A 13887-nucleotide genomic window follows, 5' to 3' on the forward strand; every position below is an offset into this window, starting at 1 on the left:
TGACCCTGATCGAAGACACGCGGACCCGGCTCGGCACGATCGGCGCCTGGCTGCCGAGCGGCATGCTGAACCCACCGCCGGACGTCGAAACCGCGGCCATCCGCCGGCTCGCCGAGCTCGGCTACGGCTCGGTCTGGAGCGGCGAAGGAGCGGGCGCACGCGACCTGTTCGCCCACTTCGGCGACCTCCTGACCGCGGTGCCGGACGTCGTGCTCGGCACCGGCATCGCCAACGTCTGGTCCCGGCCCGGCGAAACCGCCGAGCAGAAGGGCGCCGCCCTCGCCCACGCCCACCCCGGGCGGTTCGTGCTCGGTGTCGGCATCGGGCACGCTTTCCAGGCGACGAAGCAGGGCGAGGCGTACCGGCCGCTCGACCGGATGCGCGCCTACCTGTCCGAATGGACACCGCCGCGGCCGGGAACCCGGTGGTGTTTCCGCGGGTGCTCGCCGCGGTCGGGCCGAAGATGCTGGAGCTGTCCCGCGACCACGCCGACGGCGCGCACCCGTTCTCCCAGCCGGTCAGCCATACGCCGTACGCCCGCGAGATCCTCGGGCCGGACAAGCTGCTGATCCCGCAGCAGACCGTGCTGCTCGGCGGCCGCGAGGACGCCCGCGAGTTCGTCCGGCGCCACGTGGCCATGCTGCTCGAACACGACGTCAAGGCCTACCACGCGGGCTGGAAACGGCTCGGCTACACCGATGCCGACATCACCGGTCCGGCCGACCGGTTCGTCGACGACCTGGTCATCTGGGGTGACGCGCAGACCATCGCGAAACGGCTGGACGAGGTGCTCGACGCGGGCGCGGACCACGTCCTGCTGACGCCGTCCGCGCCGACCTTCGAGTCCACTGTGGACCTCCTGGCCGAGCTGGCGCCGGCGGTGCTCCGGTGAGCGTCGGGATCTGGCAGTTCTTCGACGGCGACCCGATCGGCGCCGTCCGCGAAACCGCCGCCGAGGTGGAGGAACTCGGCTTCGACGCGATCTGGTTCGGCGAATACGCCGGCCGGGACGCGTTCACGCAGGCGGCGCTGCTCCTGGCGGCGACGTCCCGCCTGACGATCGCCACCGGGGTCGCCCGGTTCGACCAGCGGTCCCCGCTCGCGGCGGAAGGCGCCGTCCGAGCCCTGGGCGAGGCCTATCCCGGCCGGTTCATCGCGGGACTGGGCGGGCACCGGCCGGGCGCGCGGCCGCTGACGGCGTTGCGCGAGTACCTGGACGGGATGGACGCGGCCGAGCTGCCGGGGCTGCCGCAGCCGGCGCCGCGGCCCCGCCGGGTGCTCGCGGCGCTGGGCCCGAAGCTGCTGGACCTGGCGGCCGAACGCGCCGACGGCGCCCACCCGTACTTCGTGCCACCGGAGCACACCGCGATGGCGCGGGAGCGGCTCGGGCCGGGCAAGTACCTCGCCGTCGAACAGGCGGTGCTCCTGGACGCGGCCCCCGAGGTGGCCCGCGAGCACGTCGACGGGTACGTGCGGCTCGCGCGGCACCACCAGGAGAACCTGCGCCGCCTCGGCTTCACCGACGCCGACCTCGCCGACGGCGGCAGCAACCGCCTGGTCGACGCCATCGTCGCCACCGGCGAGCAGGCGGCGGCCGACCGGATCCGGGCGCACCTCGACGCCGGCGCCGACCACGTCTGCGTCCAGGTCCTGGCCCGCACGGAAAAGTCCTACCGCAGGCTGGCCGACCTGGTCCGTTGACCCGATCTTCCGATCCCGGGAGAGCCGGGATCCGGGGTAGGGTGGCGGGGCGCGGTGCGGGCCGCGCCCCGTCCGCGGAAAGGGCCGAGCCCACCCCTGCAGCACCGCACCACCAGCTCCGCACCTTCTTTCCTGCCCGGTGCCGGCGGACCACGGGCGACGAGGGAAGGAGGCACCATGGGCACGCTGCCCGCCAAACCCAGCCTGGACCAGCTGCGCAAACGCGCGAAGGACCTCGCACGCGCCGAAGGCGTCAAACTCTCCGAAGCGCAGTTCCGGATCGCCCGGGACCACGGTTTCCCGAGCTGGCCGAAACTGCAGGCGTACGTCCGCCGCCTCACCGAGCACGGCGAAGCGCTGCAGCACCCCTACCACCAGGACGTCCACTACTACGCCGAGCGTGCGCTCGGCCTGCTCGCCTCGGCCGAGGACGAGACGTCCGGCGCGCGCGAGCCGTTCGAACGCTGGGAGCAGCCCCTCACCCGGGACGGCGCCCTCGTGGTCGTCGCCCGCGAGCACGGTTTTGTTTCCTGGCGCGCACTCCGCGAGCACATCAAGTCGCTTGTGGACAGTGGAGAGCCGTTCGCGCGGGCGTACCGCGCGGTCGAAGCCCGGGATCCCGAGGCGCTGGAAGCGCTCCTGACGGAGTTCCCGGGGCTCGTCACCGCCCGCGGCACCAACGGCAACGACCTGCTCGGCATGGCCGGCGCGACCTGCGACGAGCGGCTCAGCCGGATCCTGCTCGACCACGGCGCCGACCCGGCCCGCGGCAACGTCCACGGCTGGACCCCGCTGCACCAGGCCGCGTACAAGAAGCTGCCGCTCCTGCTCGACCAGCTGCTCGACGCCGGCGCGCCGGTCGACGTCTTCGCACGGGGTGACGGCGGCACTCCCCTGGTCGTCGCGCTGTTCTGGGGTCACCGGGAAGCCGCGGACAAGCTGGCCACGCACAGCCGGGCGCCGCACAACCTCCGCGTCGCGGCCGGCCTCGGCGACGCGGACCTGCTCGACGAGCTTCTGAAACCGGACGGCACGCTCAGCCCGGCGGCCGGTCGCCACCGCGGGTTCTACCGCCCGCACAGCGGGTTCCCGGCCTGGCACCCGCAGGACGACCCGGCCGAAGTCAAGGACGAAGCCCTGGCCTGGGCCGCGCGCAACAACCGTCCCGACGCCCTGCGCACGCTGGTCGCGCGGGGCGCGCACGTCGACGCCGACGTCTACCGCGGCACGGCCCTGGCCTGGGCGGCGGCCACCGGCCGGATCGCCGCGATCCGGACGCTCCTCGACCTCGGCGCCGACGTGAACCACGTCGGCACGTTCGGCGGCCCGAACCACGGCCAAGGCATCACGGCCCTGCACATGGCCGCGCAGTCCGGGCACCTCGACGCGGTTCGTCTCCTGGTGGAGCACGGCGCCGACCTCGACGCACGGGACGGCATCTGGGGCAGCACCCCGGAGCGCTGGGCGGAGGTGTGCGAGCAGCCGGCCGCGCGGGACCTGCTGGCAACCCTGTAGACAACCGGAGTCTGTAGTCCGTATCTTCGGAGACGGACTACAGACTCCGTTTTGCCCACTGGGAGGACCCATGACCACACCTCGCGACGTGTTCACCGCACTGTCCGACGGCATCAGCGAAGGACGGTTCGACGAGCTTTCCGCGCTCTACGCCGAAGACACCGTCGTCGAACACCCCCAGGCCGTGCCGCGGCCGACGCGCCTCACCGGCCGCGCAGCGGTCCACGAGCGGTTCACCGGCACCCTCGCCGGCGCGCTGCGGCTCAAGCGCAAGAACGTGGTCGTGCACCAGACCACGGACCCCGAGGTGATCGTCGCCGAATACGACTACGACGCCGAGTCGGTCGAAACCGGCAAGACCGACGTGACGGCCAACATCCAGGTGCTGCGGATCCGCGACGGCCTGATCGTCCATTCCCGCGACTACCACGACTACCTGCGGCTGGCCGCGCTCCGCGACGGCCTCGAACTGCTGCCGAAGGCCTACGAGCAGGCGCCGCCGCGCGAACTCTCCCCGGTCACCCCGGAAAGCACGGGCAGTGTGTTCGAGCGGCTCGTCCACGGCGTCGCGGGCGGGCGGTGGGACGAGCTGCCGGGGCTGTACGCCGAGGAAACGCATGTCACGCACCCGTTTCTGCCGGGCTCAGGCGTCGTGCGGACGCGCGACGAGCTGCGCGAACACTTCGAAGCGGGCAAGAAGCTGAACCCCGGGTTCACGGTGGCGGACCTGGTCACCCACCGGAGCACCGATCCCGAGGTGCTGATCGGCGAGTTCGCCTACCAGGGCGAGCACGCGGGCCGTCCGGTGCGGATCGCGAACATCTTCGTCATGCGGATCCGCGACGGCCTGGTCGTCGAATCCCGCGACTACGGCGACCACCTCGGCATCGCCGGGGACCTCGGCAAGATTCCCGAGCTGGCGGCGCGGCTTTAGGCCTCTTCGAGGTCCGCGGGCAGGTCGAACTCGCCGTCGCGGACGCCCTTCACGAACGCATCCCACTCCGCCGGCGTGAAGACCAGGATCACGCCGTCCGGCTTCGCCGACTGCCGCATCGCGGTGTAGGTGACACCGTCGGTGTGATCGATGAAGGCGTACTCGACGCAGTCGTCGAGGGTGACCCCCTCCGGCTCCGCCCGGATCCACTCGGCCTTCGTGAAGTCGAGGTGGTGCCGGATGTGCGCCTTGTCGTCGACCGGCTGCTCACTCATGTCACAAGCGTAGCGAAACGACCACCGAACGCACTGAAGGGGACGCCCGTAACGAGCGTCCCCTTCAGCGTCTTGCGAGGTAAGACTCAAGCGGTCTCGGTGATCGGCCGGTCCACCCACGACATCAGGTCGCGCAGCTTCTTGCCAGTCGCCTCGATCGGGTGCTGGTTGCCCTGCTCCTCGAGCTTGGTGAAGTTCGGCCGGCCGGCCTCGTCCTCGGCGACCCATTCGCGGGCGAACGTGCCGTCCTGGATCTCGCCGAGGATCTTCTTCATCTCCTCCTTGACCGCCGGCGAGATGACGCGCGGGCCGCGGGTCAGGTCGCCGTACTCGGCGGTGTCGGAGATCGAGTAGCGCTGGCGCGCGATGCCGCCCTCGTACATGAGGTCGACGATCAGCTTCAGCTCGTGCAGCACCTCGAAGTAGGCGATCTCCGGGGCGTAGCCGGCCTCGGTGAGCACCTCGAAGCCGGTCTGCACCAGCGCGGACGCGCCACCGCAGAGCACGGCCTGCTCGCCGAAGAGGTCGGTCTCGGTCTCCTCGGTGAAGGTCGTCTTGATGACACCCGCACGCGCGCCACCGATGGCCGCGGCGTAGGACAGCGCGAGCGCCTGGGCGTTGCCCGAAGCGTCCTGCTCGACGGCGATGAGCGCCGGGACGCCCTTGCCGTCGACGAACTGGCGGCGCACGAGGTGACCCGGGCCCTTCGGGGCGACCATCGCGACGTCGACGTTCGCCGGCGGCTTGATCAGGTCGTAGCGGATGTTGAAGCCGTGCCCGAAGAAGATCGCGTCGCCGTCCTTGAGGTTCGGCGCGATGTCCTGCTCGTAGATGAAGCGCTGCTTCGTGTCCGGCGCCAGGATCATGATCAGGTCGGCCTCGGCCGACGCCTCGGCCGGGGTGAGCACACGCAGGCCCTGCTCCTCGGCCTTCGCCCGCGACTTGGACCCCTCGGGCAGGCCGATGCGGACGTCGACGCCGGAGTCGCGCAGGCTCAGCGAGTGGGCGTGGCCCTGGCTGCCGTAGCCGATGACAGCGACCTTGCGCCCCTGGATGATCGAGAGGTCGGCGTCGTCGTCGTAGAAGATTTCCACTGCCATGGGGGTTACTGCTTCCTTTCCTGACTTACTTCTTTAACGCGGTGATGTGGCGGTGATGGAACGGGCGCCCCGCCCCACCGCGACCATGCCTGACTGCACCAGCTCGCGGATGCCATACGGCTCCAGCATCCGCAGCAGCGCACCGATCTTGTCGGACGTCCCGGTGGCCTCGACGGTGAGCGCCTCCGGGGAGACGTCCACCACCTTGGCCCGGAAGAGCTGGACGGTTTCGAGGACCTGGCTGCGCACGGTGTTGTCGGCGCGGACCTTGACCAGCAGCAGTTCACGCTGCACGGCGGTCGACTGTTCCAGCTCGACGATCTTGATCACGTTGACCAGCTTGTTGAGCTGTTTGGTCACCTGCTCGAGCGGTAGCTCTTCGACGGCGACCACGATCGTCATGCGGGACACCTCGGGGTTTTCCGTGGGCCCGACGGCGAGGGACTCGATGTTGAAACCGCGGCGGGAGAACAGGCCCGAAACGCGCGCGAGCACACCCGGCTTGTTCTCGACCAGGACACTCAGCGTGTGGACGCTCATCTCAGCGCTCACCTTCCCCAGCGGCTTCCGCGGCGGCCTCGGTCGTCTCCACCGAAACCTCGTCGTCGTCGAACAGCGGCCGGATGCCCCGGACCGCCATGATCTCGTCGTTGCCGGTGCCCGCGGCGACCATCGGCCACACCTGGGCATCCTTCCCCACGACGAAGTCGATCACGACGGGGCGGTCGTTGATCTCCATCGCGCGGCGGATCGTCGCGTCGACGTCTTCCTTCGTCTCGCAGCGCAGCCCGGCGCACCCCAGCGCCTCGGCCAGCAGCACGAAGTCCGGGATGCGGTGCTTGTGCGTGCCGAGGTCGGTGTTGGAGTACCGCTCCGAGTAGAAGAGGTTCTGCCACTGCCGGACCATGCCCAGGTTGCCGTTGTTGATCACGGCGACCTTGATCGGCGCGCCCTCGATGGCGCAGGTGGCCAGCTCCTGGTTGGTCATCTGGAAGCAGCCGTCGCCGTCGATCGCCCACACCGGGGTGTCCGGGACGCCGAACTGCGCGCCCATCGCCGCGGGCACCGCGTACCCCATGGTGCCGAGGCCGCCGGAGTTGATCCAGGTGCGCGGGTTCTCGTACTTGACGAACTGCGCGGCCCACATCTGGTGCTGGCCGACGCCGGCGGCGTACACCGCGTCCGGGCCGACGAGCTGGCCGATCCGCTCGATGACGTACTGCGGCGACAGCGAACCGTCGTCCGGCCACTCGTAACCGGCCGGGTAGTTCGTGCGCCAGTCGTCGGCCTGGGTCCACCAGTCGGTGAGGTCGGGCTTGCCGCCGTGGTCGAACTCCGTCTGCACGGCGGTGATCAGCTCGCCGATGATCTCCTTGCAGTCGCCCACGATCGGGACGTCCGCCTTGCGGTTCTTGGAGATCTCGGCCGGGTCGATGTCGGCGTGCACGATCGCGGCGTCCGGCGCGAACGAGGACAGCTGGCCGGTGACGCGGTCGTCGAACCGGGCCCCGAGCGCGATCAGCAGGTCGGCGCGCTGCATCGCGGCGACGGCGGCGACCGAGCCGTGCATGCCCGGCATGCCCAGGTGCTGCGGGTGCGAGTCGGGGAACGCGCCGCGTGCCATCAGCGTGGTGACGACCGGGATGTTCGTCAGCTCGGCGAGCTGCTTCAGCTGCTCGTGCGCCTCCGCCTTGATGACACCGCCACCGACGTACAGCACCGGGCGGCGCGACTTCGCGACGAGCTTCGCGGCTTCGCGGACCTGCTTGCCGTGCGGGCGCAGCGTGGGGCGGTAGCCCGGCAGCCGCATCTCGGTCGGCCAGGAGAAGGAGGTCATCTCCTGCAGCACGTCCTTGGGGATGTCCACCAGCACCGGGCCGGGTCGGCCCGTCGACGCCAGGTGGAACGCCTCGGCGATGGTCCGCGGGATGTCCGCGGGGTCCGTGACGAGGAAGTTGTGCTTGGTGATCGGCATGGTGATGCCGCAGATGTCGGCTTCCTGGAACGCGTCGGTGCCGATCAGCGCCCGGGACTGCTGGCCGGTGATGGCCACGACCGGGACGGAGTCCATGTTCGCGTCGGCGAGCGGCGTGACCAGGTTCGTCGCGCCCGGGCCGGAGGTGGCCATGCAGACGCCGACCTTGCCGGTGGCCTGCGCGTAACCGGTGGCCGCGTGGCCCGCGCCCTGCTCGTGGCGGACCAGGATGTGGCGGACCTTCGTCGAGTCCAGCAGCGGGTCGTAGGCCGGCAGGATGGTGCCGCCCGGAATGCCGAAGACCACCTCGGCGCCGACCGCCTCGAGCGAACGCACGAGCGACTGGGCGCCGGTGACGCGCACCGGGGTTCCCGCCGGTGGCGCCGGCTTCGGACGTGCTCCGGGCGCGCCGGGTGTGGGGCCCGGCTTCGTCGGATTTGTGGCACTGGTCATCGGGTCTGCCTCGTGGGTCTCGGTGTCACTCGTTCGGGTCGGTTTTGTGCGGTGGGGCCAGGAATCTCTTGCCTCGGGCAACAAAAAACCCTCGCCGACCGTAAGGTCGCACGAGGGTCGCGCGTCGACGCAGCGGAAAGACTTCCCTAAGCGTCGACGCGCTTGGGAAGTACGAGGCCGGTCAGCGGTGTCACGCTGGTGACGCTAGTCCGCAGGTCTCCCAAGTGTCAACTCTGCGGGATGGTGTGTCCGCATGCTGGGCAGCCCGGCGGCGCACACGACCCGGGTCCGGGCCGGTCCGCGGCGCGGTGCACCATTTCCGCGTGGCCGAAAAAGAGCAGGACGAAGGCCGGAAGGCCGTCTTCCGGATCCCCCGCACGTCGTACCTGGCGATCGCCCTCCTGACGATCTGTGTGACGCCGATCGCCCTCGGGGAGATCCCGTACCTGCAGTGGCTCTACATCTTCCCGATCGCGCTGCTGGTGTTCGTGATCCGCACGCGCACCATCGCGAACCGCGAAGGGCTCGCCACGCGGACGATGTTCGGCAAGCGGGACGTGCCGTGGTCGGCGCTGAAGGGCCTCGCGATCACCAAGAAGTCGCGTGTCCAGGCGGTGTTGAAGGACGACACGAAGGTGCCGCTGCCGACGGTGCGGACCCGGCACCTGCCGGTGCTGTCGCTGGTCAGCGAGGGTCTCGTCGCCGACCCGAGCGGGTTGCTGGACAGCGAAGACATCAAGCCGGCCAAGCCGGAGACGTCGCCCAGCGAGTAACCCTCGGGCCCCGTGGTCTAAATTGGTAGGACCAGTTTCGCCGGAGCGTCCCGGACCTCCGCCTGGCCCACCATTCCGACCTGGGAGTTCGCCGTGCCGCCTCTCCGTTCCCGGACCACCACCCACGGCCGCAACGCGGCGGGCGCGCGCTCGCTCTGGCGCGCCACCGGCATGACCGACAGCGACTTCGGCAAGCCGATCGTGGCGATCGCCAACTCCTACACGCAGTTCGTGCCGGGCCACGTGCACCTCAAGGACCTCGGCGAGATCGTCGCCGGCGCGGTCAAGGAAGCCGGCGGCGTCGCGCGCGAGTTCCACACGATCGCCGTCGACGACGGCATCGCGATGGGCCACTCGGGCATGCTCTACTCGCTGCCTTCGCGCGAGATCATCGCCGACTCGGTCGAGTACATGGTCAACGCGCACCAGGCCGACGCGCTCGTCTGCATCTCCAACTGCGACAAGATCACCCCGGGCATGCTCAACGCCGCGATGCGGCTCAACATCCCGGTCGTGTTCGTCTCCGGCGGCCCGATGGAGGCCGGCAAGGCCGTCGTCGTGGGCGGCGTCGCGCAGGCCCCGACCGACCTGATCACCGCGATCGCGGCGTCGGCCAGCAGCGAGGTCGACGACGACGGGCTGGACATCGTCGAGCGCTCCGCCTGCCCGACCTGCGGCTCGTGCTCCGGCATGTTCACCGCCAACTCGATGAACTGCCTCACCGAAGCGCTGGGCCTTTCGCTGCCGGGCAACGGCTCGACGCTGGCGACGCACGCCGCGCGCCGCGCGCTGTTCGAGGACGCCGGCCGCACGGTCGTCGAGCTGTGCCGTCGCTGGTACGAAAATGACGACGACTCGGTCCTGCCGCGCTCGATCGCGTCGAAGGCGGCGTTCGAGAACGCGATGGCGCTCGACATGGCCATGGGCGGCTCGACGAACACGGTGCTGCACATCCTCGCCGCCGCCCAGGAGGGCGAGGTCGACTTCACCATCACCGACATCGACGAGATCGGCCGCCGGGTGCCCTGCCTGTCCAAGGTGGCGCCGAACTCCGACTACCACATGGAAGACGTCCACCGGGCCGGCGGCATCCCGGCGATCCTCGGCGAGCTCTACCGCGGCGGCCTGCTCAACACCGACGTCCGCTCGGTGCACTCCGACGACATCGAGTCGTGGCTGGGCTCGTGGGACATCCGGGCTGCTTCGCCTTCTCCGCGAGCGGTCGAGCTGTTCCACGCGGCACCGGGCGGGGTCCGCACGACACAGGCGTTCTCGACCTCGAACCGCTGGTCGTCCCTGGACACCGACGCCGCCGGTGGTTGCATCCGCGACGTCGAGCACGCGTACACGAAGGACGGCGGCCTGGCGATCCTGCGCGGCAACCTCGCCGAGAACGGCGCGGTGATCAAGGCCGCGGGCATCGACGAGGAGCTGTGGCACTTCGAAGGCCCGGCGCGCGTGCTGGAGAGCCAGGAGGAAGCCGTGTCGGCGATCCTCAAGAAGGAGATCCAGCCGGGCGAGGTGCTGGTCATCCGCTACGAAGGCCCCGCGGGCGGCCCGGGCATGCAGGAGATGCTGCACCCGACGGCGTTCCTCAAGGGTTCGGGCCTGGGCAAGAAGTGCGCCCTGATCACCGACGGCCGTTTCTCCGGCGGCTCGTCCGGAATTTCGGTCGGCCACATCTCGCCGGAAGCCGCCGCGGGCGGCCTGATCGCCCTGGTCGAGAACGGCGACCGGATCCTGCTGGACATCCACTCACGCCGGCTGGAACTGCTGGTGGACGCGGAGATCCTGGCCGAGCGGCGCTCGAAGATGGAGGCGTCCGAGCGCCCGTGGCAGCCGGCGGAGCGCCAGCGCCCGGTGACGGCGGCCCTGCGCGCCTATGCCCGGATGGCCACGTCGGCCGACACGGGCGCGGTCCGCGACGTGAACAAGTAAGTCTGGTTTGTGGCGAAGGGGGCTTACCTCGCATCGGTTGCGAGGTAAGCCCCCTTCACTGCACCGGAAGGCCGCCCTTCCTCGATGCGGCCTGCACGGCGTTTCGAGCCCCCTGCCGTGGCGTTTCGAGCCCCCGCCATGGCGTTTCGAGGCCCCCACTATGACGTTTCGAGGCCCCCGCCGTGAGGGGGACCCCCGATTTCAACGTTACCGGCGAGCACCGACAATTCCCGGCCCGCCACACCCGGTTGTCCACAGGCCGCGCCCCACGCCCCGAGTTATCCCCAGCCCCTCGGGGGGACCCCCGGTTTCAACGTTACCGGCAGGCACCGACAATTCCCGGCCCACGGCGACCAGTTGTCCACAACCCGCGCGCTCACCCCCGAGCTGTCCACAACCCCGTCGAAAGCCCCCGCGCAACTACCGTGTCAAAACGATGACCACAACCGCGGCCGCCGCGGCCAGCAGCAGCGAAACCAGCCCCAACGGCAGCGGCCGCCGTCGCCACGGCGTGTTCCGCTCCAGCGAAATCGGCCCGGCCCCGGTGAACAGCAAGCTCAGCGCCGTCGCACCGAGCAGCAGCTCGAACTCGAACCCCTGCCCCTGCTGCTCGAAGAACCCGCCGTGGAACTTCGCGTAGACGATGTTCGCCGCGACCCCGAGCAGGCCCGCCGCGGCGAGCGGCGTGAACAGCCCGACGATCACGAGCACCCCGCCGCCGACCTCCGTCACGCCGGTGATCCACGCCAGCAGCGTCGTCTGCTTGTGGTAGCCGAAGGTCTCCAGCGCCCGCGCGAACCCGCCGATGCCCGGCCCGCCGAACAGGCCGAACAGGTGCTGCAGGCCGTGCGCGCCCATGGTCACGCCGAGCGCCAGTCGCAGGATCAGCAGGCCGAGCCCGAGCCCGCCCTGCCGAGGGCCCTCGTCGGCGCGGTCGTCCTCGACGTCCGACAGGAGGCTGGTGGGCTGCTGCGAAAAATCGTCTCCACTGCTCACGCGCGAAGGGTAGGGGATCCGCACGTGCCTGGCGAGCCGCCGCGCTAGTACTCCCCGTGCACGAGGTTGTCCGGCAGTTCACCACCGGCGTACCGCGCGATCTCGGCCGCGGCGACGGCGTACGAGCGGCCCCGGACCCCGCGCACCGCCCCGCCGACGTGCGGCGTCAGCAGCAGGCCCGGCACCGTCCACAGCGGGTGCCCGGCAGGCAGCGGCTCGGGGTCGACGACGTCGAGCGCGGCGCGCAGCCGGCCCGTGGTCAATTCGGCGACCAAGGCGTCGGTGACGACAACGGCGCCGCGCGCGACGTTGACCAGCACCGCGCCGTCGCGCATCTCGGCCAGGAACTCCGCGTCGGCCATCCCCCGGGTGCGCGAGGTCAGCGGCACCATCAGCACCACGACGTCGTGCAGGCCGAGCAGCCCCGGCAGCTCGCGCACGCCGTGCACACCCTCCCGCGCGGTCATCCCGACCATCGTGCACCGCGCGTCGAACGGCTCCAGCCGGCGCCGCAGGTGTTGTCCCAGGTCACCGGCACCGACGACCAGCACGCGCTTGCCCTGCAGCGTGTCGGTGCTCTGCCGCTCCCACCGGCCCTCGCGCTGGGCGACGGCGAAGTTGTCCAATTTCCGGTAAATCGACAGCAGCGCGGCGACGACCCACTCGGCGGTGCTCCCGCCGTGCGCGCCGCGGCAGGTGGAGAGCAGGACACCGTCGGGCACCTTGCCGACCCAGTCCTCGGCGCCCGCGGACAGCAGCTGGATCAGCTTGAGGTTCGGCAGCGTGCGCCAGAGCTCCTCACCCGGCGGGTGCTTGCCGGGGATCAGCACCTCGGCCTTCGCGGCCTCCGGCGGCACCGGCTCGCCCCACTGGTAGCGCACGGGCAGGACCCGCGGGACCTCGGCGAGCACGCTCATGCCCTCGTCGTCGGGCACCAGGACGGTCAACGTCATGATCGCCACGGTAATGGAGGAGTACTAACCCATGGTTCACGCGCCGGGCCCTAGGCTGGGCAATCATGCGAACCCGGTACCGGTCGGCCCTGCTGGCGATCCTGGCCTGCGGCGCCCTGCTGCCCGCCGGGTGCGCGCGGTTCGACGACACGGCGGCGGGCCAGACGTTCAGCCCCGCGCCCGTCGCCAGCCCCGAGTCGCCACCCGAGGTCCAGGGCCCCGGCGCGGACTCCGGCGGTGACGGCCAGCAGGCCCGTCCCGGCCAGTCGGCCACACCCGTCCCCCCGCCGCAGGGCTGCAAGGACTTCGACCCGTCGGTGATCGCGACCTGTCTGGACACCGTCGCCGCGGTGGCCGGCCTGCCGGGTGACGGCTCCACGCCGAGCGCGCTGGCCGGCGAGCGCAAGAGCGGCCGGGTGCTGCTCGCAACGGCGGGCAAGGACGCCGTCGACTTCGCGAAACTCGACGTCCAGGCAGCCGGCGACGGTGGCCTGACCGGGCTCGCGCTCTCGCCGTCGTACGTCGAGGACCAGCTCGTGTTCGCTTATGTGACGACGGCGACCGACAACCGCGTCGTGCGCTTCGCGAAGGGCCAGGCGGCGAAGCCGGTGCTCACCGGCATCCCGAAGGGCGCGACCGGCAACCGCGGCACCATCAGCACCGACAACCGCGGCGCGCTGCTCGTCGCGACCGGCGACGCCGGCAACCCGAACGCCGCCGCCGACCCCAACTCGCTGGCCGGCAAGGTCCTGCGGATCGACACGTCCGGCAAGGCCGCGGCGGGCAACCCGAACGGCGCGCTCGTGGTGGCGGCCGGGCTGCACGCCCCCGGCGGGATCTGTGCGTCCGCCGACGGCGGCCGCGTCTGGATCACCGACCGGCTCGCCGACAAGGACGCCCTCTACCGGCTGCAGGCCGGGCAGCCGCTGACGGCGCCGGCGTGGACGTGGACGGACAAGCCGGGCGTTGCGGGCTGCGCCGACTTCGTCGAGGCCAACGGCTCGGTCTCGGTCGGCACGTCCTTGGCCGGAAACCTGCAGAGCCTGCCGGTGACCCCCGAGGGCGCGGTCAGCGGTAAGCCGACGATCAGCCTCGACGGCAAGACCGGCAAACCGCCGGTGACCTACGGGCGCCTCGCCGGGATGAGCATGATCAACCCCCAGCTCGCGGTGGCCGGCACGGTCAACAAGGACGGCGGCGCCCCGGTCTCGAGCGACGACCGGGTTGTGATGATCACGCCGGCGACGTCCGGCGGCGGCAACGGCAAGGACTGA

Annotated in this window: 13 protein-coding genes and 1 pseudogene; 8 read left to right on the plus strand and 6 right to left on the minus strand. The window is 70.9% G+C overall.

What is annotated here, in order from left to right; genetic code table 11:
* Positions 1-62: 62 nt before the first annotated feature.
* The 5 genes and pseudogenes from ACIA5G_RS28885 to ACIA5G_RS28905 all read left to right on the plus strand — a co-directional run.
* Positions 63-338: pseudogene (locus tag ACIA5G_RS28885) on the plus strand (LLM class flavin-dependent oxidoreductase); the annotation flags it as partial.
* Between the two features lie 59 nt (positions 339-397).
* Positions 398-892 (plus strand): hypothetical protein, encoded by a 495-nt coding sequence (locus ACIA5G_RS28890; RefSeq protein ID WP_395929288.1) that lies wholly within the window; start codon positions 398-400, stop codon positions 890-892.
* Complete coding sequence (locus ACIA5G_RS28895) at positions 889-1701, plus strand: TIGR03620 family F420-dependent LLM class oxidoreductase (RefSeq protein WP_395928670.1); 813 nt, start codon at positions 889-891, stop codon at positions 1699-1701. Before ACIA5G_RS28890 ends, ACIA5G_RS28895 begins: the two co-directional genes overlap by 4 nt.
* A 177-nt stretch (positions 1702-1878) precedes the next feature.
* A complete protein-coding gene (locus ACIA5G_RS28900) occupies positions 1879-3216 on the plus strand; it encodes an ankyrin repeat domain-containing protein (RefSeq protein WP_395928672.1) in 1338 nt (445 codons plus the stop codon).
* Positions 3217-3286: 70 nt separating this feature from the next.
* A complete protein-coding gene (locus ACIA5G_RS28905; RefSeq protein WP_395928674.1) occupies positions 3287-4150 on the plus strand; it encodes a nuclear transport factor 2 family protein in 864 nt (287 codons plus the stop codon).
* Here the strand turns inward: ACIA5G_RS28905 and ACIA5G_RS28910 are convergent.
* The 4 genes from ACIA5G_RS28910 to ACIA5G_RS28925 all read right to left on the minus strand — a co-directional run bounded on the left by ACIA5G_RS28910 (position 4147) and on the right by ACIA5G_RS28925 (position 7863).
* Positions 4147-4425 carry a DUF397 domain-containing protein gene (locus ACIA5G_RS28910; RefSeq protein WP_395928676.1) on the minus strand — a complete coding sequence of 93 codons (279 nt, stop codon included), beginning with the start codon at positions 4423-4425 and terminating at the stop codon, positions 4147-4149. The genes ACIA5G_RS28905 and ACIA5G_RS28910 overlap by 4 nt on opposite strands.
* A gap of 86 nt (positions 4426-4511) precedes the next feature.
* Positions 4512-5525, minus strand: coding sequence for a ketol-acid reductoisomerase (ilvC, locus tag ACIA5G_RS28915; RefSeq protein ID WP_013223583.1), 1014 nt, complete (start codon positions 5523-5525; stop codon positions 4512-4514).
* A gap of 33 nt (positions 5526-5558) precedes the next feature.
* On the minus strand, positions 5559-6065 hold the full coding sequence (gene ilvN, locus ACIA5G_RS28920) for an acetolactate synthase small subunit (protein WP_003080760.1): 507 nt from the start codon (positions 6063-6065) through the stop codon (positions 5559-5561).
* 1 nt (position 6066) lies between these two features.
* The gene (locus ACIA5G_RS28925; RefSeq protein WP_395928679.1) at positions 6067-7863 is read right to left on the minus strand and encodes an acetolactate synthase large subunit; all 1797 of its coding nucleotides are present in this window, start codon (positions 7861-7863) and stop codon (positions 6067-6069) included.
* Positions 7864-8276: 413 nt separating this feature from the next.
* Between ACIA5G_RS28925 and ACIA5G_RS28930 the strand changes: the two genes are divergently transcribed.
* Both ACIA5G_RS28930 and ilvD read left to right on the plus strand, forming a co-directional pair.
* Positions 8277-8726, plus strand: coding sequence for a PH domain-containing protein (locus ACIA5G_RS28930; RefSeq protein ID WP_395928681.1), 450 nt, complete (start codon positions 8277-8279; stop codon positions 8724-8726).
* Positions 8727-8819: 93 nt separating this feature from the next.
* Positions 8820-10664, plus strand: coding sequence for a dihydroxy-acid dehydratase (ilvD, locus tag ACIA5G_RS28935; protein WP_395928683.1), 1845 nt, complete (start codon positions 8820-8822; stop codon positions 10662-10664).
* A gap of 420 nt (positions 10665-11084) precedes the next feature.
* Here ilvD and ACIA5G_RS28940 read toward each other — a convergent pair whose 3' ends face one another.
* A complete protein-coding gene (locus ACIA5G_RS28940) occupies positions 11085-11660 on the minus strand; it encodes a DoxX family membrane protein (RefSeq protein ID WP_395928685.1) in 576 nt (191 codons plus the stop codon).
* A gap of 44 nt (positions 11661-11704) precedes the next feature.
* Complete coding sequence (locus ACIA5G_RS28945) at positions 11705-12613, minus strand: 2-hydroxyacid dehydrogenase (protein WP_395928687.1); 909 nt, start codon at positions 12611-12613, stop codon at positions 11705-11707.
* A 65-nt stretch (positions 12614-12678) separates the two neighbouring features.
* Between ACIA5G_RS28945 and ACIA5G_RS28950 the strand changes: the two genes are divergently transcribed.
* Positions 12679-13887, plus strand: coding sequence for a PQQ-dependent sugar dehydrogenase (locus tag ACIA5G_RS28950; RefSeq protein ID WP_395928689.1), 1209 nt, complete (start codon positions 12679-12681; stop codon positions 13885-13887).

This window comes from Amycolatopsis sp. NPDC051758, assembly GCF_044453095.1.
Lineage (GTDB): Bacteria > Actinomycetota > Actinomycetes > Mycobacteriales > Pseudonocardiaceae > Amycolatopsis.